Below are 23,104 nucleotides of genomic sequence, written 5' to 3'. Positions count from 1 at the left end.
GGGGCACCCGGCTGGACGCCGAAGACGTGGGAGATCGAACTCCGCGAACGTCCCAGAAGAGTGTAGCGATGACGCATCGCACACCGCCGGGGACCGGATGTACCCGCCCGTATCGGCCGCTCCAGCGCGGATAGACTCGGCTGGGTGGGATCGGTAAAGGACGAGCTTCAGACGCTGACCGGCTGGGGGCGCACCGCGCCCACCAGGGCGCACGTCGTCAGCACCCCGGACGTCGAGGCGATCGCCAAGGCGGTCCGCGAGGCCGGTGAGCGCGGCGTCATCGCGCGCGGCCTGGGCCGCAGCTACGGCGACCCGTCGCAGAACGCGGGCGGCACCGTCATCGACATGACCGCCCTCGACCGGGTGCACCAGATCGACGTCGACAACGCGACCGTCGTCGTCGACGCGGGCGTGTCGTTGGACACGCTGATGCGCCGGCTGCTGCCGCACGGCCTGTGGATCCCCGTGCTGCCGGGCACCCGCCAGGTCACCATCGGCGGCGCCATCGGCTCGGACATCCACGGCAAGAACCACCACTCGCAGGGCTCGTTCGGCAGCCACGTGCTGTCACTGGACCTGCTCACCGCCGACGGCGAGGTCCGCACGCTGACCCCGGACGGCGAGGGCGCCGAGCTGTTCTGGGCCACGGTCGGCGGCATGGGCCTGACCGGCATCATCACCAGGGCGACGATCAAGCTCAAGCGCGTCGAGACCGCGTACTTCCTGGTCGACAACGTGCAGACGAAGAACCTCGACGAGCTGATCGAGCACTTCACCGACGGCTCGGACGACAACTACGTCTACTCGGTCGCCTGGTTCGACTCGCTTGCCCGCGGCGACAAGCTGGGTCGCGCGCTGCTGACCCGCGGCAACTCCGCCCGGATCGAGGACCTGCCGAAGAAGCTGCGCAAGGATCCGCTGAAGTTCAACGCGCCGCAGCTGATGACCGCCCCGCCGATCTTCCCCAACGGCCTGGTCAACAAGTTCACCATCACCGCGTTCAACGAGGTCTGGTACCGCAAGGCACCGACGAAGTTCGGCCTCGTGCAGAACATCACCCAGTTCTTCCACCCGCTGGACCTCGTCGGCGAGTGGAACCGGGTGTACGGCTCGAACGGCTTCCTGCAGTACCAGTTCATGGTGCCCTTCGGGCAGGAGGCGATGTTCCGCCGCTCGATCGACAAGATCAGCTCGTCCGGCCACGTGTCGTTCCTGAACGTGCTCAAGACCTTCGGCGAGGGCAACCAGGCGCCGATGTCGTTCCCGCGCAAGGGCTGGACGCTGACCGTCGACATCCCGATCACGCCGGGCCTGGACCGGTTGTGCCGGGAGCTCGACGAGATGGTGCTGACCGCGGGCGGCCGGTTGTACCTGGCCAAGGAGTCCCGCACGTCGGCCGAGATGATCGAGCAGATGTACCCGCGGATCGAGGAGTGGCGGAAGATCCGCGCCTCGGTCGACCCGGAGGGCATCTTCCGCTCCGACCTCTCCCGGAGGCTCAGTCTCTGATGACCGCGTTCGAAACCAAGGAACTCTTCGGCTGGGGCCGCACCGCGCCGACCCAGGCGCGCGTGCTGAGCACCACCGACGTCGGGAAGATCGCCGAGGCGGTGCGCACGGCCGGTGAGCGCGGCGTCCTCGCCCGCGGCCTGGGCCGCAGCTACGGCGACGTCGCGCAGAACGCCGGCGGCGTGGTCGTCGACATGACCCGGCTGAACCGGATCCACGACATCGACCCGGACACCGCGATCGTGGACGTGGACGCCGGCGTCAGCCTGGACCAGCTGATGAGGGCGGCGCTGCCGCACGGCCTGTGGGTCCCGGTGCTGCCGGGCACCCGGCAGGTGACCATCGGGGGCGCGATCGCCAACGACATCCACGGCAAGAACCACCACAGCGCGGGCAGCTTCGGCAACCACGTGCTGTCGATGGACCTGATCACCGCGGACGGGCAGGTCCGGACGGTGACGCCGGACGGCGACGAGTCGGACCTGTTCTGGGCGACCGTGGCGGGCATCGGCCTCACCGGCATCATCATCCGGGCCAAGATCAAGATGACCCGGACCGAGACCGCGTACTTCGTGGCCGACCTCGAGCGCACCGACAACCTCGACGAGACGTTGGAGCTGGTCAGCAACGGTTCCGAGGACGAGTACACGTACTCCTCGGGCTGGTTCGACGCCATCTCCACCGGCCCCAAGCTGGGCCGCGCCGCGTTCAGCCGCGGCTCGCTGGCCAAGCTGGACGAGCTGCCGCCGAAGCTGCGCGCGGACCCGCTGAAGTTCGACGCGCCCAAGCTGGCGACGCTGCCCGACGTGTTCCCCAACGGGCTGGCCAACAAGCTGACCTTCAGCGCGCTCGGCGAGGCGTGGTTCCGCAAGTCGCCCAAGCGCAAGCTCGGCGTGGTGGAGAACCTGACCGCCTTCTACCACCCGCTGGACATGTTCGGCGAGTGGAACCGGGCCTACGGCTCCAAGGGCTTCCTCCAGTACCAGTTCAGCACGCCGCTGAACGCGCACGAGGACCTGCGCCGGATCCTGCTGCGGATCGCGCACTCCGGGCACTACTCGTTCCTCAACGTCTTCAAGCAGATGGGCGAGGGCAACCGGGCGCCGCTGTCGTTCCCGCACCCCGGCTGGATGGTCTGCGTCGACTTCCCGATCAAGCCGGGCCTCTCCCGGCTGTGCTCCGATCTCGACGAGATGGTGCTCGGCATCGGCGGTCGGCTCTACACCGCGAAGGACTCGCGGACCACGGCGGAGACGTTCCACCAGATGTATCCGCGAGTCGACGAGTTCCGCAAGATTCGCCAATCCGTTGACCCCGAAGGCATTTTCGCTTCAGACATGAGCCGGAGGCTTGAGCTGTGATCGACGCCGTTGGAAACCCCCAGTCCCTGCTCGTGCTCGGCGGCACCTCCGACATCGCCTTGGCGACGGCGCGGAAGTACGCCGAGCAGCGCCCGTTGCGCATCATCCTCGCGGACCGCCCGGAGGAGCAGGCGCGCTTGGACGCGGCCGCCGAGCAGCTGCGCAAGACCGGTAGCACGGTGTCGATCCTGACGTTCGACGCCCGCAAGCCGGAGACGCACGCCGAGGTCATCGACAAGGCCTTCGCCGACGGAGACGTCGACGTCACGCTGATCGCCTTCGGCATCCAGGGCGACAACGAGAAGGGCTGGACCGACGTCGAGGCGGCCCGCGCGGTGGCCGACATCAACTACCTGGCCCCGGTGTCGCTGGGCGTGCTGCTGGCCGAGAAGCTGCGCAAGCAGGGCCACGGCAACGTCGCGGTGATGTCCTCCCCCGCCGGTGAGCGCGCGCGGCGGTCGAACTTCGTCTACGGCTCCTCGAAGGCCGGCCTGGACGTGTTCTTCTCCGGCCTGGGCTACGCGCTGGAGGAGCACGGCGTCAAGGTGACCGTCGTGCGGCCGAACTTCACCCACACCAAGCTCACCGAGGGCATGAAGGCCGCGCCGATGGCGAACACCCCGGAAAGCGTCGCCGAGGTGATCGTGAACGGCGTCCGCAAGGGCAGCCCGCTGGTGTACGCCCCCGCGCAGTTCCGGTTCGTGATGTCGATCCTGCGGCACGTGCCGCGCGCCATCTTCCGCCGCCTGCCGATCTGACCGGTTTTCCGAAGGGCCGCCGGAATCGTTTCCGGCGGCCCTTCGACGTTGCGGGAGCGTTGGGCGGCACTGGGATTCGGCTTCCGCAGGGGGCCGTCCGTGTGAAATCGCAGCATTCGGGGGAAGGGGTACCCCTGCGATTTCGAGGGTTATCCCGCGCATTCCCCGTTATGCACGAAAACAGGGCGGCAGTCGCGAAGAATCGGGAATCAGCACGGGTGCGCACCACGATGGCACCGCCAACCCGATTCCGCACCGTTAGAGGGCCAGATGTCCGCCGAACAACCGAGACGCTCCCGCGAGATCAAGCCCGATCACGTGATCCTGACGTTCCGCGTGATCGCGCACCTGGTCTTCCCGTGGCTCGCCGCCAGGTTCGTGTACAAACCGCGCGTCGGGCGGCAACGGCGGGACCGGGTGCTGGATCGGCTGGCGTTCTGGCGGTCGGCGGTCGGCCTGCTCGCAGTGCTGGTGACGACCAACGCCTACCTCTCGCCGTTCATGGTCTTGGGCGACAACTACACCAAGGCGTTGCGCACCGCGGCATTCGCCATGCTGGCCGCGCCGCTGCCGTTCCTGGTACTGCTCGCCGTGACCCGATCCGGGTACCGCTCCGAACTCCTCCCGGGCGGCCGGCGCATGTTGGGCCGAGGGGCGCTCGCACTGGCAGCGTTCGCGCTGCCGCTGGCCTTGCTCTTCGCCACCGACGGCGGCAGGTACGAGGTCACCACGCTGGCAGGGCTGTTCGTCGCGTTGATCGTGGTGGCCGTGATCGGCTGGTACGCGGCCTTCTGCCTCTGCACGCTTTACTGGGCCGCTCGCACCAGCTTCTGGATCAGCGAGATCCACCCGCTGCTGGCACCGGTCGCCTCGTCGTTCTTCGTGCTGCTGATCAGCGGGCTGGAGATCATCAGCCTCGACACCAAGGGTTTGCCCGCTCCGCTGTGGCTCGGTCTGAACCTCTGCGGGGTGGCCTCGACGTTGGTGCTCGCCGTCTTCGAGTACCGGCACGCCTGGTCGACCGGTTACCGGTTCCGCGGTGGACCGCGGCCGGTGGCCGCGCCGGCGCACCGGGTTGGAACGGAGCCGGCCGGACGGTAACGATAGGCGCAGAAATTTCGCTCCGGAGGCAACGTTTCGAGGCGCTCCGGCGATCATCGATGTGACGGCGCTGTTAAGGCGTTCCGTCCGATATATGACTTCCCGACGCGCTTCGCGCAGAGGAAGCGCGGATGCCCGGCGAAGTGGGGTTCATCGGGTGCCCGTGTCCGTGGGTCCTCCACCTGCCCATAACGTCTGGAGGACCCACGGAACGCACCGATTCTGCCCGTCGGCCGTTCAGGGGAAAACCGCGAATCCGGGCAACCTGCGGGGGTCTTCCGGCGATCACCGGATGACCTGACCGAAAGGGTTGCGAGTGAACGTCAAACGACTCGTGGCGGCCGTGGCCGCCACCGCAGCGATCACCGGGCTGGCCACCGCCGCACCGGCGGTCGCGCAGACCGAACCGACGACCTCGGCGCCGAGCACGTCCGCCGAGGTCCCGAGCGAGCCGACCACGTCGGCGCCTGTCGAGCCGACGACTTCCGCGCCGTCCGAGCCGACGACATCGGCTCCTGCTGAGCCGACGACCTCGACGCCGGAGGAAGCCGATCCGGGCGAAGGCGCGATCCAGCAGCGCTACGAATCGATGTCCGCCGAGGAGAAGGCGCAGGTCGGCGCGCCCGCCGGGCAGGAGGTCGTCGAGGACGAGGGCCTGCGCTGGCAGGACTTCGAGAACGCCCGCTTCTACTGGACTCCCGACACCGACGTGACGGTCGTGCGCGGGATGATCTACCTGGGGTTCCTGGAGCGCGGCGGGCACGACGCGCTGGGCGTGCCGATCACCGACGAGCTCGCCAGCAGCGGCGGCGGCCGGTACAGCGACTTCCTGACCCGCGACGGCGTGATCCACTCGGCCATCTACTGGTCGACTCGCACCGGCGGGCACCTGGTCGTGGGCCCGATCCTGGAGCACTTCCGCGAGCTCGGCGAGGACGCCCGCTTCGGCTACCCGGCGACCGACACGCGGCTCACGCCGGACGGTTTCGGCGCCTACAACCACTTCGTGACGCCGAACGCCCAGCACGAGAACGCGTCGATCTACTGGACGCAGCCGTCCGGGCCGAACGCGGTGCAGGGCGCGATCCGGGAGAAGTGGGCGGCCACCGGCTGGGAACGCGGCCCGCTGGGCTTCCCGGTCACCGACGAACTGTCCACACCGGACGGTGTGGGGCGCTACAACCGGTTCAACGGCGACGGCAGCTTCCCGGCCGGGATCGTGTGGAGCCCGCAGACCGGCGCGCACTCGGTGCAGGGCGTGATCGCGCAGCGCTACATCGAGCTGAGCGGCCCGGCGGGCGTGCTCGGCTACCCGACCACCGATGAGCTCGGCACTCCCGACGGGCGGGGCCGCTTCAACCACTTCACCGGCGCCGGCGGGGCGTCGATCTACTGGGCGCCGCAGACCGGCGCGCACGAGGTGTACGGCGGCATCCGCGCCCGCTGGTCGCAGCTCGGCTGGGAGCGCTCCTACCTGGGCTATCCGGTGACGGGCGAGCACGATGTCCCGCAGGGCCGGGCGAGCGAGTTCGAGCACGGCTTCATCGAGTGGCACCGCGACTCCGGCGCGGTCGTCGACGTCCCGAAGGGCTGAGCAGGCGCGGGCAACCGGAGATCGGCGGAGCGATTTCCGGTTGCCCGCACGCGTGCGTCGAATTCGTGGCCGACTTCGAGGCCGCCATTTCGACGTGCCGTGCGGGTGGCGATTTCGCGCGAAATCGCCGTTCTGGCGCGGACGGTGAAACCTGGCGTCAGCGGGGTTCGAGGACCAGGTGGGCGTGTTCCGCCCAGGTCGAGCCGATGTCCCAGCTCGGGTCCGGGCCCGGGCCGGGTTCGCGGCGGAGGACCACGTCGATCGGGCGCGGTTCGGTCGGGGTGAAGTGGCGGTAGTTGAACTCCAGCAGCGCGCGGACGAACGGCGTCGCGTCGGCCAGCCGCTGCTCGATCTGGGGCGCCAGGTAACCGCGGTCGGAGAAGGTGTCGACGATCGCGCAGTCGCAGAAGTACGCGAGCGCGCCGATCTCGCCCGGGCTGGTGACCGTGCGGTCGCCGACGAGGCGTCCGAGGTCGGTGCCGATCCGCTCGTACTCGGCCGCCGTCGCCCAGTTCGTCATGATCGCCGCCTCGCGCCACGGCAGGCCGTGCTGAACGGCGAACCAGAGCTGCGCCACGAGCACCGCGCACCCGGCCAACCCCGCCAACGACCACCGGGCCGCGACCGCGCCGATGCCTCCGGCCAGCAACAACGACAGCCCGATCAGGCTCGGCGCGTAGTACCAGTGGTACGGCGGAACGCCCATGAGCGTGTAGACGTAGTAGTGCGCGATCGCGCCGAGCCCGATCAGCGCCCACGGCCACAGCGGCACGGCGCGGCGGAACGGCCGCAGCACGCACGCGATCGGCAAGCACACCAGGCCGAGCACGGCCGGGATCAGCGAAACCACCACGGCCGTCGGGAAAACCCCGTGGTAGAGCTCCAGGCCGTTGCTGAAATCCCAGTCTCCCCAGGACTTCTGCAGCTGCTTGATCACCAGCGTGTCCGGCACGGCCGAGCCGAAGTACAGCCAGCTGAACGCGAACCACGGCACCACGATCGCCGCGGCCGCCGATAACCAGCGCCACCAGCCGCGCCACAGGCCCGGCCGGCCGATCAGCACCACCAGCACGAACACGCCGAGGTCCAGCCGCGTCAGGGCGAGCAGCCCGGCGGCGACGCCGAACAGCACCGGCCGGCGTTGCACCGCCGCCAGCAGCAGCACGCCGAGCAGCGCCGAGGCGAGCGTCATCTCCAGGCCCACCGTCGAGAGCACCAGCGGGTTCGCCGCCACCAGCAGCGCCCCCACCGCGCCCGTCCAACCGGGAAAACCGCTGGTCCGCGCCGCACTGCGGAGCGACACCGCGAGCAGGACGTTGGCCAGCACGAACACCACGCCCAGCGCCACGACCGGCTGCCGCACCACCGCCGTGACCGCGGCGAGCACCAGCACGTTCAGCGGCGCGGTCGCGGAGTTCGAGACCTCGGCGCCGATCAGTCCCCAGTGGCCGTGGAACGCCAGGTTCCGGGCATAGCTCAAGGTGATGTAGCTGTCGTCGATGAGCGCGCTGTGGACGCCCCAGAACAGCGCGCCGGCCACGACGCCGACCACCAGCGGCATCCAGAACGAGCCCGCGGGCCGAGTCCGCTCCCGCTGCTCCTCCGCGACCGCAACTTCCGCAACGCCCACCATGTGCCCGCTCCTGTCTGTCCGACACGTGCACGCCGGAGCGGGGCGACGGGTTGCCCGCCGCGGGCAACCTGCGCGGCGCCCCGATCGTCAATCGGCTGGACGAATTCGGCGCGCCGCCGCCGTGCGTCGCGCGCAGCGTTGGCCAGGATTGAGCAGGCGAGGAAGATTCCGATCTGCGAGGAGCGCGGTGAAGTACTTGAGCAGTCCGGCGCAGCTCGATCCGCCGGCCGAGCCGCAGACCGACGGAACCGGTGCCAGCCGCCCGCGGCGATCCCGCGCAGGCCTGTGGGTGGCGCACCTCCTGGCGTGCTGCATCGGCGTCGTCGGCCTCGGCTGCGCGCTCGCGCTGCCGTTCGCGCCCGTCTGGGTGGATCGCACCGAGGTGAGCTGGCCGGCCGCGGAGGCCCGGTCCACCACGGCGTTCTTCGCGCCCTACCGGCCCGCGTCGTTCGACGCGTTCGTGCCGTGCCCGGTGCTGCGCGCCGCGCTCGACCGGCCGGCGCGGACGACCGTGCTGACCACCCTGCCGCCGGGCAGCGACCGCGAAGGCCTGGTCCTGACCACCCGCGACGGCAAGCCCGAGCTCGTCCTGGACCAGCACCAGGTCCCGCTGCCGCCCGGCACCTGCGAACTGTCGATCCACGCGGACTCGACGCGATCCGTGGTGACCGCGGGCGGCCGCCCGCCGATCGTGCTGCCCGGCATGGCGGCGCCGGAGATCTTCACCTTCGCCACCGACCTCGAACCCGAGGAGCTCGCCGGGATCTCGGTCACCGCGCGCACCTTCTCCTGGTTCGACACCTCGCCGACCGACATCAAGAGCACCTTGATCACGACCACGCTGGTGCTCGCGCTCGTGTCGCTGGTCCTGCTGTTCGTCCACGCCCCGCCCGCCCTCGGTCGGATCCGCGTGTCGCCGCTGCTCCTGCCGGTCGACGCGCTGGTCGCGGCGGTGCTGGCGGGCTGGCTGGTGATCGGGCCGCTCACCGACGACGACGGCTTCGCGATGATGACCGTCCGCAACTACGACGACGCCGGCGACATCGGCAACTACTACCGCTGGTTCAACGCCTCCGAAACGCCGTTCACGCTGGTCCAGCACCTGATGCGGTGGGTGTCGGAGGAGAGCCTCGCGCCCGCGTGGCTGCGCGTGCCCAGCGCGATCGCCGGGCTGCTGACCTGGCTCGTCGTCAGCCGCGGCATCGTCCTGCCGGTGTGCCGGGGCACCCGGCGCCTGCCGCTGCACCTGCTCACCGCGGTGTTCTTCCTGGCCTGCTGGCTGCCGTTCGGGCTGGGCATCCGGCCGGAGCCGTTCGTCGCGCTGGGCACGTCCGCGCTGGTCGCGGCGCTGCTGAAGATGGGCCGTACGCGCGCGCCGCACTTCTGGCTGGGCGTCGCCGCGCTGATCGCCGGGCTGACGATTTCCGTCACGCCGACCGCTGTGAGCGCGCTGCTCACCGTGCTCGTGTTCGCGCCGCGCATCTGGCGGGTGCTGGCGCAGCACGGCACCCTGCCGCGGTGGGTCAGCCTGCCCACGCGCGTCGTGCTGTTCTGCTGCGTGGGCTCGGTCGGCCTGGTGGCGATGTTCGCCGACTCGACGCTCAACGGCGTCCGGAGCGCGACCGCGATCCACGACGAGTTCGGGCCGAGCCTCGGCTGGTACCAGGAGATCGACCGGTACGCGAACCTGCTGGGCACCAACATCTGGGGCACCTCCACCAAACGGCTGGTCGTGTTCCTCGTGGTGGCCGCCGTGCTGATCGCGGCGGCGTGCGCGATGCGCCAGGTGCACCGCTGGACCGAGCTGCCCGACCTGCCGATGGTGCTCGGCTCCGTCGTCGCGGTCCTGGTCGCGCTGTGGTTGACGCCGTCGAAGTGGACCCACCACTTCGGTGCGCTCGCCGGGGTCGGCTCGGCGCTGCTCGCGGTGACCGTCGTGCTGCTGGGGCGGATCGGCAGGATAGAGCGGGCCAGGCGCGAGGCGCGGCTGGTCGGCGTGTTCGGCGGGATCGCCGCGTCGGTGGCCGCGGCCCTGGCGTTCATGGGGCCGAACGTGTGGCCGATGCAGTCCGACCTGGCGATGCCGTGGTCGGACACGCCGGTCCGGCCCGGCCTGCCGCTGGACAGCCCGGCGCTCTGGCTCGCCACCGGCGCGGCGGTCGGCGTGCTCGCCTTCTGCTTCGTCCGGATCCGCGCGATGCTGTCGCGCCCCGCCCCCCGCGGTCTCATGTGGACGGTCATGCCGATGTCGGTGTTCGGGGCGGCCGCGCTGGCGTCGGTGGCGGTGCTGCTCGGATCGTTCATCGCCGCGCCGCAGACGATGGGCGACCGCTTCTCGATCGCGCGGATGAACTCGCAGAGCATCCGAGGCAGCGGCTGTGGACTGGAGAACGAGGTCGAGGCGCTGCCGATCGACGAGCGGCTCGCGCCGATCGCAGGGACCGCCGAACTCGACGGCTTCACCGCGGCCGGTGGGCCGCCGCAGGAGCCCGACCTGCGCGAAGAGCACCCGGGCGAGCCGCTGCTGGCGAAGCGGCCCGACGACCCGAAGGCCCCCGAGGGCGAGGTGGCGACGACGGCGGCGAGCCAGTTCGCCTGGACCAGCACGGCGGGCGGGCCGCAGACGACCGGCTCGCTGACCTCGGCCTGGTTCGGCCTGCCCGGGCTCACCGGCGACCAGACGCTGTCGGTGTGGGTGTCCGGCCGGCCCGAGCAGGGCAACTCGCTGGCCCTGGAGTTCGGCACCGCGGGCGGGCCGGTGGCGACGCGCGAGCTGCGCGATCCGCCGCCTACCGAGCTGGCGTTCGACGACCCGCGCCACGGCAGGCCGATCGACTGGCGGAACTTCCGCGGCTGGCGGCTGCTCACCGTCGAGCCCGGGCAGATCCCGGCCGGGGCCGACCGGGTCCGGGTGCTCGCCGAGGACCGCACCACCGACCAGCAGGGCTGGCTGACGGTCAGCGGCCCGGCGGTGCGGGACGTGGTGCCGCTGCGGCAGGCACTCGCGGAGCGGGAACCGGTGCTGATCGACTGGACGATGAGCTTCGTGTTCCCCTGCCTGTCCGACTACCCGCGGGTGTCGCACGGCGTCGCCGGCACCCCGCGGATGCTGATCACGCCGCCCCTCGGCGAGGGCTCGATGGCGTTCGGCCCCGACATCGGCGGCGTGTTCGCCGGGGTTCCGATGCTCTCCCAGCGCTACGAGCTGCCCAGCCGCCTGCGCGGCGCCCCCGGCAACACCTGGGGCCACGTCCTCTACGCGCGCTACCCGATCGAACGCGACGTGTACGCGACGACGCAGCACCGCGAGCGAATCGGCGGCGCCGCAGGCGACCCGGCATACCCCTTCGAAGAACACTGACGCCGTTTCCGCTGGTCAAGGGTCGTGCGTATTTTGTGCTGCCAGAGCGACACGAAGTGCGCACGGCCCCGGAGCCGTCGATCACGATCACTCCAACGGCGTCGACATCGCCCGATCGGGCGCATCGTTTCGGCGCGCCGGGCGGAGTCGGGGCCGTTAACCTGACGGCGGTTTTCGCACCGTGATCGGCGCATGAGCAGCGGGGGGTAGCGGTGGCGATCTCGATCTGCTCGTCTATCCGGCCGGCCGGCGGCAATTCCACCGAAGCGCCCAGGCCCGGGCCGTCCGAGGCCGGAAGAACCCCCGACTACGCCGAACGTGACCACCTGATCGGGGTGGATTACCCGTTGCCGGGCAACGCCCCCGGCGCGCGGGGCGTTCCTGTTCCACGGTGAGGTTGGCGAGGGGAGTGACCATGGCCGACACGATGCACCAGCAGGTCCGGGTTCCGGTCCCGCAACAGCAGCGGAGAGCCACCGGCGAGGACGCGCCGCCGCTGATCTCGTACGTGCTGCCGGTCTACAACGAGGTCGCGGGCATCAAGCGGTTCCACGAGGAGCTCACCGCGGCCACCGCCACGCGGGCCGAGTTCGACTTCGAGTTCGTCTACGTCAACGACGGCTCCTCGGACGGTTCGCTGGGCGTCCTGAAGGACGTCGCCAAGAACGACCCGCGGGTCCGGGTGGTGGACTTCGCCCGCAACTTCGGCCACCAGATCGCCATCACCGCCGGGCTGGACCACGCGGGCGGCGACGCGGTGATCGTGATGGACACCGACCTGCAGGACCCGCCGCAGGTCAGCCTGGAGCTGATCGACGCGTGGCTGGACGGCGCGGAGATCGTGTCCGCCCGGCGGCGCACCCGCCGCGACACGCCGTTCAAGCGCGCCACCGCGCACACCTACTACCGGGTGCTGCGGCGCTGCGCCGAGGTGGACATCCCGGTCGACACCGGCGACTTCCGGCTGCTCGACCGGCGGGCCGCCGAAGAGCTGCGGGGCTTCCGGGAGCGCAGCCGGTTCATCCGCGGCATGGTCGCGTCGATGGGCTTCGAACAGCAGGAGGTGCTGTTCGACCGCGACGAGCGGGTAGCGGGCGAGACCAAGTACCCGATGCGCAAGATGCTGCGGCTGGCGGCCGACGGGGTCACCAGCTTCTCCACGGTGCCGCTCAAGCTGATCACCCGGATCGGCTTCATCACCCTGGTCCTGGCGATGCTCGGCATCGTCTACGCGGTGGCGCTGCGGCTGTTCTTCCCCGCGATCACCGTCTCGGGGTGGACCATGCTGATGGTCGCGATGCTGTTCCTCGGTGGGCTGCAGATGGTGTCGCTGGGCGTCATCGGCAGCTACGTCGGCCGGATCTACCACGAGGTGCAGCAGCGCCCCCTCTACATCGTGCGGAACGTGATATCGCATGACGAAGACTGAGCACGCCGAGGCCAGCGACCGGCTGATCAGCCGGTCGCTGCTGCTGTACGCGGTGATCGGCGCGAGCGGCGTGCTGCTGGACTACCTGCTGTTCCTGCTGCTGTTCAACGCGGCCGGGCTGCACGAGCAGCTCGCGAACGCGATCAGCACGACGGCCGGGATCACCAACAACTTCGTGCTCAACACGCTGTTCAACTTCCGCAAGCGCGACCGGATAGCGGTGCGATTCCTGCGGTTCTACGCCGTCGGCGTCGCCGGGATCGGCCTGACGTTCGTGCTACTGCAGGTGTTCTCCGGCTGGCTGGGCATCGATCCGAACCTGGTCAAGGCCGGTTCGCTGCCGGTGGTGCTGATCTTCCAGTACACGATCAACAAGAAGTGGAGCTTCGGATGAGAGTGGGCATCGTCGGGGCGGGCGCGACCGGGCTGACCGCGGCGTTCGACGCGGTGAAGGCCGGGCACGAAGTGACGGTGCTGGAAGCGTCGGCGGAGCTGGGCGGGCTGGCGGCGTCGGTCGAGGTCGGCGGGACGCCGCTGGAACGCTTCTACCACCACAGCTTCCGGACCGACCGGGCGATGATCGAGCTCGTCGAGGAGCTCGGGCTCGGGCACCTGCTGCGCTTCCACCGGCCCAGCACCGGCGTGTACGTCGACGGGGAGCTGCACGACTTCGGCACGCCGCAGGAGATGCTGCGGTTCCCGAAGTTCTCGCTGCTGGACCGGTTCCGCTTCGGGGCGTCCTCGGCGGCGCTGAAGCTCGTCCGGAATGGACAGCGGTTCAACTCGGTGCGGGCGCTGGACTGGATGCACCGCTGGGCCGGGCCGCGGGTCACCGAGAAGATCTGGGAACCGCTGCTGACCGGCAAGTTCGGCGCCCACGCGGAGCAGATCTCGATGGCCTGGCTGTGGGCGCGGATCCACTACCGCACCTTCGAACTCGGTTACGTGCACGGCGGTTTCGAGCGGGTGTACCGGGCGCTGCTGGACGCGGTGACCGAGCGCGGCGGGAAGGTCGAGTTCGGCAAGCCGGTCGAGACGATCCGCCAGCCCGGTGCGACGGTGCTGGTGGGCGCCCGGGACGGCAGCAGCTACGAGTTCGACCGGCTGATCGTGACGGTCCCGCAGCCGGTGTTCGCGAAGGCGGCGGGCATCGACGACGACAACGTGCTGTGGCAGAACCAGTACCTCGGCGCGACCTGCTTCATCCTGGAGTGCGACCGCAGCGTCATCCCGCACTACTGGCTGAACATCAACGACACCGCGTTCCCGTTCCTGGCGGTCGTCGAGCACACGAACATGGTCGACCGCGGCGAGTACGGCGGCCGGCACGTCGTGTACGTCGGCAACTACGTGCCGCGCGACGACTGGCGGTTCACCACCGATCCGGCCGAGCTGCTGGAGCGCTACATCCCGTGGCTGCGCAAGCTGAACCCGGACTTCGACCGCTCCTGGATCCTGGACTGGCACTTCTCCAAGGCGGGCTTCGCCCAGCCGATCGTGACGCCGCAGTACCGCGCCCTGATCCCGGGCCACCGGACGACGATGCCGGGAGTGACCCTGGCGACGATGTCCCAGATCTACCCCCAGGACCGAGGCCAGTCCTACGCCATCGCAATGGCCCACGAAGTGACCCGCCACCTCGGCCTCAACCACGGCTGACGGCCGGGTGACGTCCGCCGGTGCGGCGGGGCGGGAGCGCTTACCGGGCGGTGAATCCGCCGTCCACGGCGATGAGGGCTCCGGTGATGAAGCTCGCGACGTCGGAGCGCTGACGCTGACCATGCAGACCTTCGACGTTCGATCCAGCCCCGGACAGGAGCTCGTCGTCTACCACGCCGAGCCGGGCTCGCCGAGCGGCGAAGCCCTCGCCCTGCTCGGCACGCTCGCCGCCACCCAACGCGGCCGATGAAGGTGGCGCGCAGCCCGGTGGAGCTGCGCGCCACCTCCGGATCAGGCCTTGTTGAGGCCGGGTTTGCCGTCTTCGACCACGAACGACGCCAGGGTTTCCACCGGAGCGCCCGGCTTCGAGACGTACGGGACCACTCGGTAGTCCGCCCGAAGCTCGCCCGCGGTGAACTTCGTCCGGATGTAGCCCCGCTGGTTGTTGTACAGGCGGACGTGCGGGTTCTCCGCCAGGTAGCCCTTCTCCTTGTTCGTCAGGTTCGGCGAGCCGTCGCCGCCGCTGGTGATCGACGTGGTCGTCAGCTCCGTGCCGACGATCTTGTCGCCGTCGTGGATGTCGTTGGCCCAGTTGGTGTGCACGTCACCGGTGAGCACCACCGGGTTCCGGGTCTTCGCCTGCTCCCAGCCCTTCATGACGCGGGTCCGCGAACCGACGTAGCCGTCCCAGGCGTCCGGGTTGTAGGCCTTGTCCTGGCCGTTGAGGTAGTCGATCTCGGCGAACATGACCTGCTGGCCGAGGACGTCCCACTTGGCGTTGGAGCGGCGCAGGCCGTGCAGCAGCCAGCGCTCCTGCTCCGCGCCGGTGAGGCTGCGCTTCGGGTCCAGCCGGGCCGGGTCCTGGGTCGGGAACTTGTCGCCGCCGACCTGGTCGTCGCGGTACTGCCGGGTGTCGAGCATGTGGAACGTCGCCAACCGTCCCCATTGGACGCGGCGGTGCAGCCGGAGGTCGATGCCGTGCGGGACCTGCGCGCGGCGCAGCGGCATGTTCTCGTAGTAGGCCTGGAAGGCGGCCTTGCGGCGCTCCAGGAAGTCCGGCTGCGGGATCTCCGGCTTCTCGTGGATCTCGTCGGCCCAGTTGTTGTCCACCTCGTGGTCGTCCCACACCACGACCCACGGGGCCACCGCGTGCGCCTGCTGCAGGTCCGGGTCGGCCTTGTACTGGGCGTGCCGCTGCCGGTAGTTGGCCAGCGTCTCGGTCTCCGGCCCGGCGTGGTCGCGCGGGTTGCCGCCCGGCGCGACGTAGACGCCGGCCTTGTACTCGTACTGGTAGTCGCCGAGGTGCAGCACCAGGTCGGGGTGCTCCTCTGCGAGGTGCCGGTAGGCGGTGAAGTAGCCGTGCTCGTACTGCGAGCAGGACGCGAACGCCATCGACAGGCTGGTCAGCGCGCCCGGCAGCGGCGCGGTGCGGGTGCGGCCGGTCGGCGAGAGCGAGCCCTCGGCGCGGAAGCGGTAGAAGTACTCGCGGTCCGGGCGCAGCCCGGAGAGCTCGACGTGCACGCTGTGCCCCAGCTCCGGCGCGGCCTGCGCCTCGCCGCGCTGCACGACGCGCTTGAAGCGCTCGTCCTCGGCGACCTCCCACTGCACCGGGAAGGTCCGGTTCGGCATGCCGCCCATGCCGTCCTCGGCCAGCGGGTTCACCGCCAGGCGGGTCCACAGCACGACGCCGTCGGGCGCGGGGTCGCCGGACGCGACGCCGAGCGCGAAGACCTCGCCCCGCCGGGCGACGCCGGCACCCGGCTGCGCGACCGCCGGCAACACGGCCACAGTGGACAGTGCGGCGGCACCCGCCAGGGTGCCGCCGAGCAACACGCTGCGCCGCGAGACGCCGGTGGGTTCAGACAAGACGACCTCCATCGTTCGGGAATCGCCCCAACTCTCGCCCCGAACGATGAAGGCACCCTGCCCACCGGGTGATCAGGAAATGAACAACCAGCACCTCACCGCGGCAACAACGCGGAAACACAGCGGCGCCCCCGACCTGGTTCGGTCGGGGGCGCCGCTGTGCTGCTTGGCTACAGGTAGAACGCCAGGAAGAGGCAGCCGGCGAGGATCACGCCGAGGACCATCAGGACCTTGTCCTTCAGGACCACTTCCTCCGGCTCCCCGGCCACGCCCTTGTCGATGTCCACCGCGTACCGCAGGATCGCGACCACCATCGGGATGATCGAGATCAGGCCCCAGCGGGACGACTCGTCCTCCTGGATGGCGTACGCCCACAGGGCGTAGCACATGATCGTGATCGCCGCCGCGATCGCCCACACGAACCGCAGGTACGACGGCGAGTAGGCCTTCAGCGACTTGCGGATCTTCGCGCCGGTCTCCGCCGCCAGCTTCACCTCGGCGTAGCGCTTGCCCGCCACCATGAACAGCGAGCCGAACGCGACGATCAGGTAGAACCACTGCGTGATGACCAGGTTCGCGGCGGCACCACCTGCGATGGCGCGCAGCAGGAAGCCGGACGCCACGATGCACAGGTCGATCACCGGCTGGTGCTTCAGGCCGAAGCAGTAGCCCAGCTGCACGGCGATGTAGACCGCCATCACCGCGAGTAGCTGCATGCTGGTCACGGCCGAGATCAGCAGCGAGCCGCCGAGCAGCAGCACGCACACCGCGTACGCGATCGGCACCGGGATCAGGCCGGCGGCGATCGGGCGGTTCCGCTTGGTCGGGTGCTGCCGGTCCGCCTCGACGTCGATCGCGTCGTTGACGAAGTAGATGCCGGACGCCGCCATCGAGAACACGATGAACGCGACGACCGAGTGCCACAGCACGCCCGGGTTGAGGATCTCGCCCGCGCCGAACGGCACGGCGAGCACCAGGACGTTCTTCACCCACTGCTTGGGGCGCAGTTCCTTGATCAGGCCGGAGACCAGCCCCGCCGTGGTGCCCGCCTTCGCGGTCACCTTCGCGTGGTAGGCGTCCGACGACTTGTCCTTGATGTCGTCGGACTTGACCGGCGCGGTCTCCAGCACCTCGTCGCCGAACTCGGCGCCGATCGTGCCTTCCGCGTCCGCCTCGACCTCGGCCAGCTTGGCCTTCGCGGCCTTGCCGGCACCGGACTCGTCGCTGCCGGACACGTCAGCGGCCTTGTCGGCATCCGACTTGTCGGCACCGGACTCGTCCGTGTCGGGCTTCTCGGTGCCGGTCAGCACCGCGTCGCCGACGGCGGCACCGTTGCTGCCTTCCGCCTCGGCCTCGGCCGAGGCATCGGGCTTCCCGGTGTCGACCTCGGTTTCGTTCTTGTCAGCCACGGTTCCTCCGCCGTCTCATGAATCGCCGCACGCCCCACGCCACGGCACCGCCGAGCGCCGAGCCGGCGACCACATCGCTCGGATAATGAACCCCCAGGACAAGCCGGCTGACCATCATCGGCGGCACCAGCACCGGGGTCAGCTTCTTGCCCGTCATCCCGCCGTAGAGCACCGCGGCGGCCGTCGTGGACGTCGCGTGCGAGGACGGGAAGCTCAGCTTGCTCGGCGTGCCCACCAGCACCTGCACCTCGGGGTCGGCGGGCCGCCGGCGCCGCACCACCCGCTTCACCGCGATCGACGCCGCGTGCGCGGCGGCGACCCCGGCGGCGGCGGTCAGCCACTCGCCGCGGCGCTTGCGGTCCACCAGCGCGCCGACCGCGCCGATGGCCAGCCAGCCGCCGGCGTGCTCGCCGAACAGCGACATCGCCCGCGCGGTCTTCACCACCGCCGGCTTCGCCAGCGCGCCCTGCACCTTGCGCAGCGCGACGGTCTCGGGGGTGACCGCCGCCGCCGATGCCTCTTCAGCGAGTTCTTCGGGGGCGGTCGCCGTCGTCAGCTCTGCCACATCGTCTCCGGGTGAGTCGGGGTCACTTCTTGTCGAAGACCTGTTTCCAGGACTCCGCACTGGTCAGCTCGGGCAGCGCGGCGCGGTAGGCCGACCGCAGCCGGGCCCACTCCTGCGCCAGCCGCTTGTAGTTCGCCAGCGCGCGCAGGCCGAGCCGGCGGAACTCCTCCGGGTCGCGGCGCCGGAACGCCACGCCGCTGCCGTCGGCGTTCGACACGGTCGCGCTGTCCAGGTTGCCCAGCAGGAACCACCGGGCGGCGGCAGCGGGCACGTTCAGCTGGGGCCTGTCGGAGGCCGTCTTCGTCGGCTCCTTCAGGTTGTGCAGCAGCGCCTTGGACGCGCGGGCCGCGATCACCGCCGGGTTCACCGGCGGCTTGAGCAGGCCCTCGGCCATGATCGGGTCCGCCGACGGCGGCGGGAACTCGCGGGCCGACGGCAGCGTCTTGGCGTCGTCGTAGTCCTTGCGCAGCTCGCGGACCTCCGGCAGCGCCGTGCGCAGCGTCTCGAACAGCCCGTCCGGGCCGGCCATGAAGTCCTCGAGCGCCTTCTGCTGCACCGCGACCGTGGAGTACTCCATCGACAGCAGGTGCCGGAGCGTGAGCTTCAGGCCCTGCTTGACGATGTTGGACTTGACTTCCTCCGGGCTGTGCAGCGCGGCCAGGATCAGCCGGTTGCGGGTGTGGAAGTACGCGGTCCAGTCCGTGGCGTCGTTCTTGTCGGTCCACGGCATGTGCCAGATCGCCGCGCCCGGCAGCGTCACCGTCGGGAACCCGTGCCCGCCCGCGCGCAGCGAGTACTCGGAGTCGTCGTGCTTGATGAACAGCGGCAGCGGCAGCCCGGTGCGCTCGATGACCTCGCGCGGGAACAGGCACATCCACCAGCCGTTGTAGGTGGAGTGAATGCGCTGGTGCAGCTTGGCCGTCTTGCGCAGCGTCTTCTTGGCGAAGTCGTGGTCGGTGACCGCGCCCGGCGCGGCCCGCCAGACGCCCTGGGCGAGGTCGACGACCTCGCCCATGGTGTGCAGCCGCGAGCGGGCCTGCAGGTTGAGCATCTGCCCGCCGACGATCACCGGGTTCGACGCCGCGCGCGCGAACGCGTTCGCGCGGAGCACGCCGTCGGGCTCCAGCGCGATGTCGTCGTCGATGACCATGACCTGCTCGGCGTCCGAGTTGTGCACGCCCTCGTACATGACGCGGGTGAAGCCGCCGGAGCCGCCGAGGTTGTCCTGCTCGATGACGTGCAGCTTGTCGCCGATCCGGCGGGCTGCCTCGTCGAAGCCCTCGGTGTCGCGGATCTTCTGCGGGCCCTGATCGGCGACCACGACCCGCTCCACGACCGCCATCACATCCGGGTCCTCGCCCAGCGTCTGCAGGGCGAGTACGCAGTCGGCGGGCCGGATCGTGGTGGTGCCGATCAGCACCTTCTGCTTGGGCAGCGGCACGTCGGTGGTCCACGCCGCCTCGTCGATCTCCAGCGAGGCGTCGTTGGTGAACAGGTCGAACCAGATCCAGCCGCCGTCCTCGAACGGCGTCAGCGCCACCCGGAACTCCAGCGAGGTCCAGTCCGGGCTGTCGACCGGGCTGCCCTGCAGGTGAACGCTGTCGCCGTTGGCCTTCGAGCGGTAGACGTCGAGCCGACCGGCCCCCTTGACCTTCAGCCGCAGCACGACCTCGTCGACCTTGGTCCAACGCTTCCAGTAGCTGGCCGGGAAGGCGTTGAAGTAGGAGGCCAGGGAGATCTTGCTGTTCGCGGGCACCACCAGGCGGCGGCGCGACACGACGGTCGCGGAGCTGTTCAGCGCCGTGGGCTCGTCGATGTACAGCGGGCGCACGTCCAGCGGGTCCTCGCCGCGCGGGAACACGACGCGCTGCAGCACCTGCTCGGGCGCCACGTCGGCGGTCCCGGTGCGCATCGATGTCACGTCGCTGAGCTTGCTCTCGCCAGCGGCGGCGGCACGGTCCTCTCGAGGGGTCCGGTCGGTCACGTCAGTCCTCCAGCGAGCCGTCCAGCGAGCGCCCCTCGGTGAAGTACGGGGCGATCTTGTTGTCGAACATGCTCAGCGCCGAACCGATGGCCATGTGCATGTCCAGGTACTTGTAGGTCCCGAGTCGCCCGCCGAAGACGACCTTCCGCTCCTTGGCCTCCTTCTTGGCCAGCTCGCGGTAGGCCTCCAGCTTCTGCCGGTCCTCCGGGGTGTTGATCGGGTAGTACGGTTCGTCGCCGCTCTCCGCGGCCCGCGAGTACTCGCGGACGACGACCGTCTTGTCCTTCGGGTAGTAGTCGCGCTCCGGGTGGAAGTGCCGGAACTCGTGGATCCGGGTGTACGGGACTTCCTGGTCGGCGTAGTTCATCACCGACGTGCCCTGGAAGTCCCCGGTCGGCACGACCTCGGTCTCGAAGTCCAGGGTGCGCCAGCCCAGCTCGCCCTCGACGTAGTCGAAGTAGCGGTCCAGCGGGCCGGTGAAGACGACCGGCACGTCGGCGGGCAGCTCGGCGCGCACGTCGAAGAAGTCGGTGCTCACCCGGACCTCGATGTTCGGGTGGTCCGCCATCTTCTGCAGCCAGGCCGTGTAGCCGTCGACCGGCAGGCCCTCGAAGCTGTCGTTGAAGTACCGGTTGTTGAAGTTGTAGCGGACCGGCAGGCGGCTGATGACGGCCGCGGGCAGTTCCTTGGGGTCGGTCTGCCACTGCTTGGCCGTGTACCCGCGCACGAACGCCTCGTACAGCGGGCGGCCGATCAGCGAGATGGCCTTCTCCTCCAGGTTCTGCGCGTCCGCCGTGTCGATCTCGGACGCCTGCTCGGCGACCAGCGCCTTGGCCTCGTCCGGGGTGAACGAGCGGCCGAAGAACTGGCCCAACAGGCCCAAGTTCATCGGGAACGAGTAAATCTGCCCCTGGTACTTGGTGAACACCCGGTGCTGATAGTCCGTGAACTCGGTGAACTGGTTCACGTAGTCCCACACGCGTTTGTTCGAGGTGTGGAAGAGGTGTGCGCCGTAGCGGTGCACCTCGATACCCGTTTCGGGCTCCGCCTCCGAGTAGGCGTTGCCGCCGATGTGGTCACGTCGGTCCAGCACCAGCACCCGCTTGTCCAGCTGGGTGGCGGCGCGCTCTGCGATCGTGAGGCCGAAGAATCCGGAACCAACAACGATCAGGTCATAGCCTGCGAAGCTCACAGCCGTCGAGGGTAGCGGGGACGAACCACCGGCCCGAAACCGCGTTGACGTTCCAGGCTACGCATGGCTACGGGGCGTGTCGATATCGCGTCAGCGGGGCGCATTTTCGCCTTTGATCAGGCATTTTTCGCAACACCGGGTGATTCCGGCAGTACCGTTCGCAGCTATTCCCGAATGTTATTACTCGTCAGGCGACCCGGCCGGCGTGTCGTGCCTTCGATAACATCGCGCCCGGCGCGACGCGAGTGCGCCGCGCCGCATCCCAAGGGGCGGTGAGCATCGGTTTTGGCACGCGCACGTGATGGGCGGGTACTGCTGGTCTCGGCGGTGATCGTCGAGATCCTCGCGATCTGGTTCGTGCACTGGATCGACACCCGCGGCTACATGGACACCGAGATCTACCGGCTCGGTGCCCGCGCGTGGCTGAACGGCTACCCGGTGTACGGCGGAGACCTGACGCCGGAGACGCCGGACTACGGCACGTTGCCGTTCATCTACCCACCGTTCGCGGCGCTGCTGTTCATCCCGCTGACCTGGCTGTCGGTGGACGGCGCGGTGGTGCTGGTGGCGGTGCTGTCGCACATCGCGATCCTCGTCACCGCCTACTCGCTGGCCCGCTCGTCCAGCTACCTCGCGCCGCGCGCCGGGCACGTCGCGGTGGCCACGGCGGTGCTGATGCCGTGGTTCACGCTGATCGAGCCGTCCCGCGAGACGATCAACTACGGGCAGATCAACCTGGTGCTGATGGCGCTGGTCGCGGCCGACTGCCTGCTGCCGCGCACCCGGTGGCCGCGCGGGCTGCTGGTGGGCATCGCGGCGGCGATCAAGCTCACGCCACTGGGCTTCCTGCTGCTGTTCCTGCTGCGCCGGGACTACCGGGCGATGGCCGTGACGGGCGCCACCTTCGCCGCCACCGTGCTGATCGGGTGGATCGCCGCGCCGAAGGACTCGGCCGACTGGTGGCTGGACAGGATGCTGTCCACGGGGGACTCCTTCGGCACCGTCTACGCCGGCAACCTCACGCTGCGGAGCCTGCTGGCGAAGCAGTCGCTCACCGGGTTCGAGCTGAACTCGCTGTGGCTGCTCGGTTCGGTGCTGCTGCTCGTGCTGGCGGTGCTCGGCATGCGGTACGCGCTGCGGATGGACAACGTGCCGCTGGCGCTGGTGCTCAACGCAGTGCTGGTGCTGCTGGTTTCGCCGATCTCCTGGTCGCACCACTGGGTCTGGGCCGGGCCGGCGTTGGCGCTGCTGTTCGCGATGTCGCTGCGGCACCGCTGGCACGGCGTGCTGCTCATGGTCGTGTTGTGCGCGCTGACGGTGCTCGTCGGTCCGCAGTGGTACCTGCCGAACACCGAGGACCGCGAGCTGGACTGGACGTTCTCGCAGCAGATCGTCGGCAACGCCTACACGCTGATCGGCATCGGCTTCCTGATCGCCGCCGCGGTCGCCCACGTCCGCGTCCGGTCCACCCCAGGTGCCCCGCAACTTCCATTGAAATCGAAGGCCCGATTTCCATTTTGAAACCGTAGAAGTCGTCCACATCCTCCGGTGTGTCGTGTCCCGACACGCCGGTGTCCCGCAATTTCAATGAGCCTTTTTCATCCTGGTCTGTGCAGGTGAGGGGCCGGGTGGGCGTGTCGTTGCGGGGGAAATAGTGAAGCTCCTGGTAGATGGATCGTCGAC

The 23,104-nt window shown here is 69.7% G+C and carries 17 protein-coding genes; 11 read left to right on the top strand and 6 right to left on the bottom strand.

Annotated elements, in window-relative coordinates:
• Window positions 1–144: 144 nt before the first annotated feature.
• From AC07EQ_RS40345 to AC07EQ_RS40325, 5 genes are all read left to right on the top strand, one after another.
• Entirely contained in the window at window positions 145–1,509 is a 1,365-nt protein-coding gene (locus AC07EQ_RS40345; protein WP_478393069.1) for an FAD-binding oxidoreductase, read from the top strand.
• Entirely contained in the window at window positions 1,509–2,870 is a 1,362-nt protein-coding gene (locus tag AC07EQ_RS40340; protein ID WP_478393068.1) for an FAD-binding protein, read from the top strand. Before AC07EQ_RS40345 ends, AC07EQ_RS40340 begins: the two co-directional genes overlap by 1 nt.
• Window positions 2,867–3,628, top strand: coding sequence for a decaprenylphospho-beta-D-erythro-pentofuranosid-2-ulose 2-reductase (locus tag AC07EQ_RS40335; RefSeq protein WP_478393067.1), 762 nt, complete (start codon window positions 2,867–2,869; stop codon window positions 3,626–3,628). The genes AC07EQ_RS40340 and AC07EQ_RS40335 overlap by 4 nt, the downstream gene beginning before the upstream one ends.
• Window positions 3,629–3,898: 270 nt before the next feature.
• The gene (locus tag AC07EQ_RS40330) at window positions 3,899–4,729 is read left to right on the top strand and encodes a hypothetical protein (RefSeq protein WP_478393066.1); all 831 of its coding nucleotides are present in this window, start codon (window positions 3,899–3,901) and stop codon (window positions 4,727–4,729) included.
• Between the two features lie 316 nt (window positions 4,730–5,045).
• Window positions 5,046–6,323: a hypothetical protein gene (locus AC07EQ_RS40325; protein ID WP_478393065.1), complete on the top strand. Its 1,278-nt coding sequence runs from the start codon at window positions 5,046–5,048 to the stop codon at window positions 6,321–6,323.
• Between the two features lie 157 nt (window positions 6,324–6,480).
• On the opposite strand, the gene AC07EQ_RS40320 is transcribed toward AC07EQ_RS40325, so the two are convergent.
• Window positions 6,481–7,956: a hypothetical protein gene (locus AC07EQ_RS40320; protein WP_478393064.1), complete on the bottom strand. Its 1,476-nt coding sequence runs from the start codon at window positions 7,954–7,956 to the stop codon at window positions 6,481–6,483.
• A 187-nt stretch (window positions 7,957–8,143) separates the two neighbouring features.
• Between AC07EQ_RS40320 and AC07EQ_RS40315 the strand changes: the two genes are divergently transcribed.
• The 5 genes from AC07EQ_RS40315 to AC07EQ_RS40295 all read left to right on the top strand — a co-directional run bounded on the left by AC07EQ_RS40315 (window position 8,144) and on the right by AC07EQ_RS40295 (window position 14,655).
• A complete protein-coding gene (locus AC07EQ_RS40315) occupies window positions 8,144–11,317 on the top strand; it encodes an arabinosyltransferase domain-containing protein (RefSeq protein WP_478393063.1) in 3,174 nt (1,057 codons plus the stop codon).
• Between the two features lie 415 nt (window positions 11,318–11,732).
• Window positions 11,733–12,746 (top strand): glycosyltransferase family 2 protein, encoded by a 1,014-nt coding sequence (locus tag AC07EQ_RS40310; protein WP_478393062.1) that lies wholly within the window; start codon window positions 11,733–11,735, stop codon window positions 12,744–12,746.
• A complete protein-coding gene (locus AC07EQ_RS40305) occupies window positions 12,733–13,140 on the top strand; it encodes a GtrA family protein (RefSeq protein ID WP_478393061.1) in 408 nt (135 codons plus the stop codon). The genes AC07EQ_RS40310 and AC07EQ_RS40305 overlap by 14 nt, the downstream gene beginning before the upstream one ends.
• Window positions 13,137–14,405 carry an NAD(P)/FAD-dependent oxidoreductase gene (locus tag AC07EQ_RS40300; RefSeq protein ID WP_478393060.1) on the top strand — a complete coding sequence of 423 codons (1,269 nt, stop codon included), beginning with the start codon at window positions 13,137–13,139 and terminating at the stop codon, window positions 14,403–14,405. Before AC07EQ_RS40305 ends, AC07EQ_RS40300 begins: the two co-directional genes overlap by 4 nt.
• Before the next feature lie 7 nt (window positions 14,406–14,412).
• Window positions 14,413–14,655, top strand: a complete 243-nt coding sequence (locus AC07EQ_RS40295; RefSeq protein ID WP_478393059.1) for an MmyB family transcriptional regulator — start codon at window positions 14,413–14,415, stop codon at window positions 14,653–14,655.
• Between the two features lie 41 nt (window positions 14,656–14,696).
• Here the strand turns inward: AC07EQ_RS40295 and AC07EQ_RS40290 are convergent, their stop codons facing one another.
• The 5 genes from AC07EQ_RS40290 to glf all read right to left on the bottom strand — a co-directional run bounded on the left by AC07EQ_RS40290 (window position 14,697) and on the right by glf (window position 21,421).
• The gene (locus AC07EQ_RS40290) at window positions 14,697–16,283 is read right to left on the bottom strand and encodes an alkaline phosphatase D family protein (RefSeq protein WP_478393058.1); all 1,587 of its coding nucleotides are present in this window, start codon (window positions 16,281–16,283) and stop codon (window positions 14,697–14,699) included.
• 158 nt (window positions 16,284–16,441) lie between these two features.
• Window positions 16,442–17,398 carry a decaprenyl-phosphate phosphoribosyltransferase gene (locus AC07EQ_RS40285; protein ID WP_478393097.1) on the bottom strand — a complete coding sequence of 319 codons (957 nt, stop codon included), beginning with the start codon at window positions 17,396–17,398 and terminating at the stop codon, window positions 16,442–16,444.
• Window positions 17,399–17,672: 274 nt separating this feature from the next.
• On the bottom strand, window positions 17,673–18,245 hold the full coding sequence (locus tag AC07EQ_RS40280; RefSeq protein WP_397527406.1) for a phosphatase PAP2 family protein: 573 nt from the start codon (window positions 18,243–18,245) through the stop codon (window positions 17,673–17,675).
• 22 nt (window positions 18,246–18,267) lie between these two features.
• Window positions 18,268–20,229, bottom strand: coding sequence for a glycosyltransferase (locus AC07EQ_RS40275; RefSeq protein WP_478393057.1), 1,962 nt, complete (start codon window positions 20,227–20,229; stop codon window positions 18,268–18,270).
• 1 nt (window position 20,230) lies between these two features.
• Entirely contained in the window at window positions 20,231–21,421 is a 1,191-nt protein-coding gene (glf, locus tag AC07EQ_RS40270; protein WP_478393056.1) for a UDP-galactopyranose mutase, read from the bottom strand.
• Window positions 21,422–21,706: 285 nt separating this feature from the next.
• On the opposite strand from glf, the gene AC07EQ_RS40265 reads away from it, so the two are divergent.
• The gene (locus AC07EQ_RS40265; protein WP_478393055.1) at window positions 21,707–22,942 is read left to right on the top strand and encodes a glycosyltransferase 87 family protein; all 1,236 of its coding nucleotides are present in this window, start codon (window positions 21,707–21,709) and stop codon (window positions 22,940–22,942) included.
• Window positions 22,943–23,104 lie beyond the last annotated feature (162 nt).

The sequence above is a fragment of the Saccharopolyspora sp. NPDC045839 genome, from assembly GCF_056431645.1.
The sequence above is the reverse complement of the archived record's forward strand: the minus strand, read 5'-3'. Positions and strand labels throughout refer to the sequence as shown.

Bases quoted from the DNA above. Each gene is read 5' to 3' on its own strand.
- AC07EQ_RS40340 (WP_478393068.1), top strand. From the start codon at position 1,509: ATGACCGCGTTCGAAACCAAGGAACTCTTCGGCTGGGGCCGCACCGCG.
- AC07EQ_RS40330 (WP_478393066.1), top strand. From the start codon at position 3,899: ATGTCCGCCGAACAACCGAGACGCTCCCGCGAGATCAAGCCCGATCAC.
- AC07EQ_RS40320 (WP_478393064.1), bottom strand. From the start codon at position 7,956: ATGGTGGGCGTTGCGGAAGTTGCGGTCGCGGAGGAGCAGCGGGAGCGG.
- AC07EQ_RS40310 (WP_478393062.1), top strand. From the start codon at position 11,733: ATGGCCGACACGATGCACCAGCAGGTCCGGGTTCCGGTCCCGCAACAG.
- AC07EQ_RS40305 (WP_478393061.1), top strand. From the start codon at position 12,733: ATGACGAAGACTGAGCACGCCGAGGCCAGCGACCGGCTGATCAGCCGG.
- AC07EQ_RS40300 (WP_478393060.1), top strand. From the start codon at position 13,137: ATGAGAGTGGGCATCGTCGGGGCGGGCGCGACCGGGCTGACCGCGGCG.
- AC07EQ_RS40290 (WP_478393058.1), bottom strand. From the start codon at position 16,283: ATGGAGGTCGTCTTGTCTGAACCCACCGGCGTCTCGCGGCGCAGCGTG.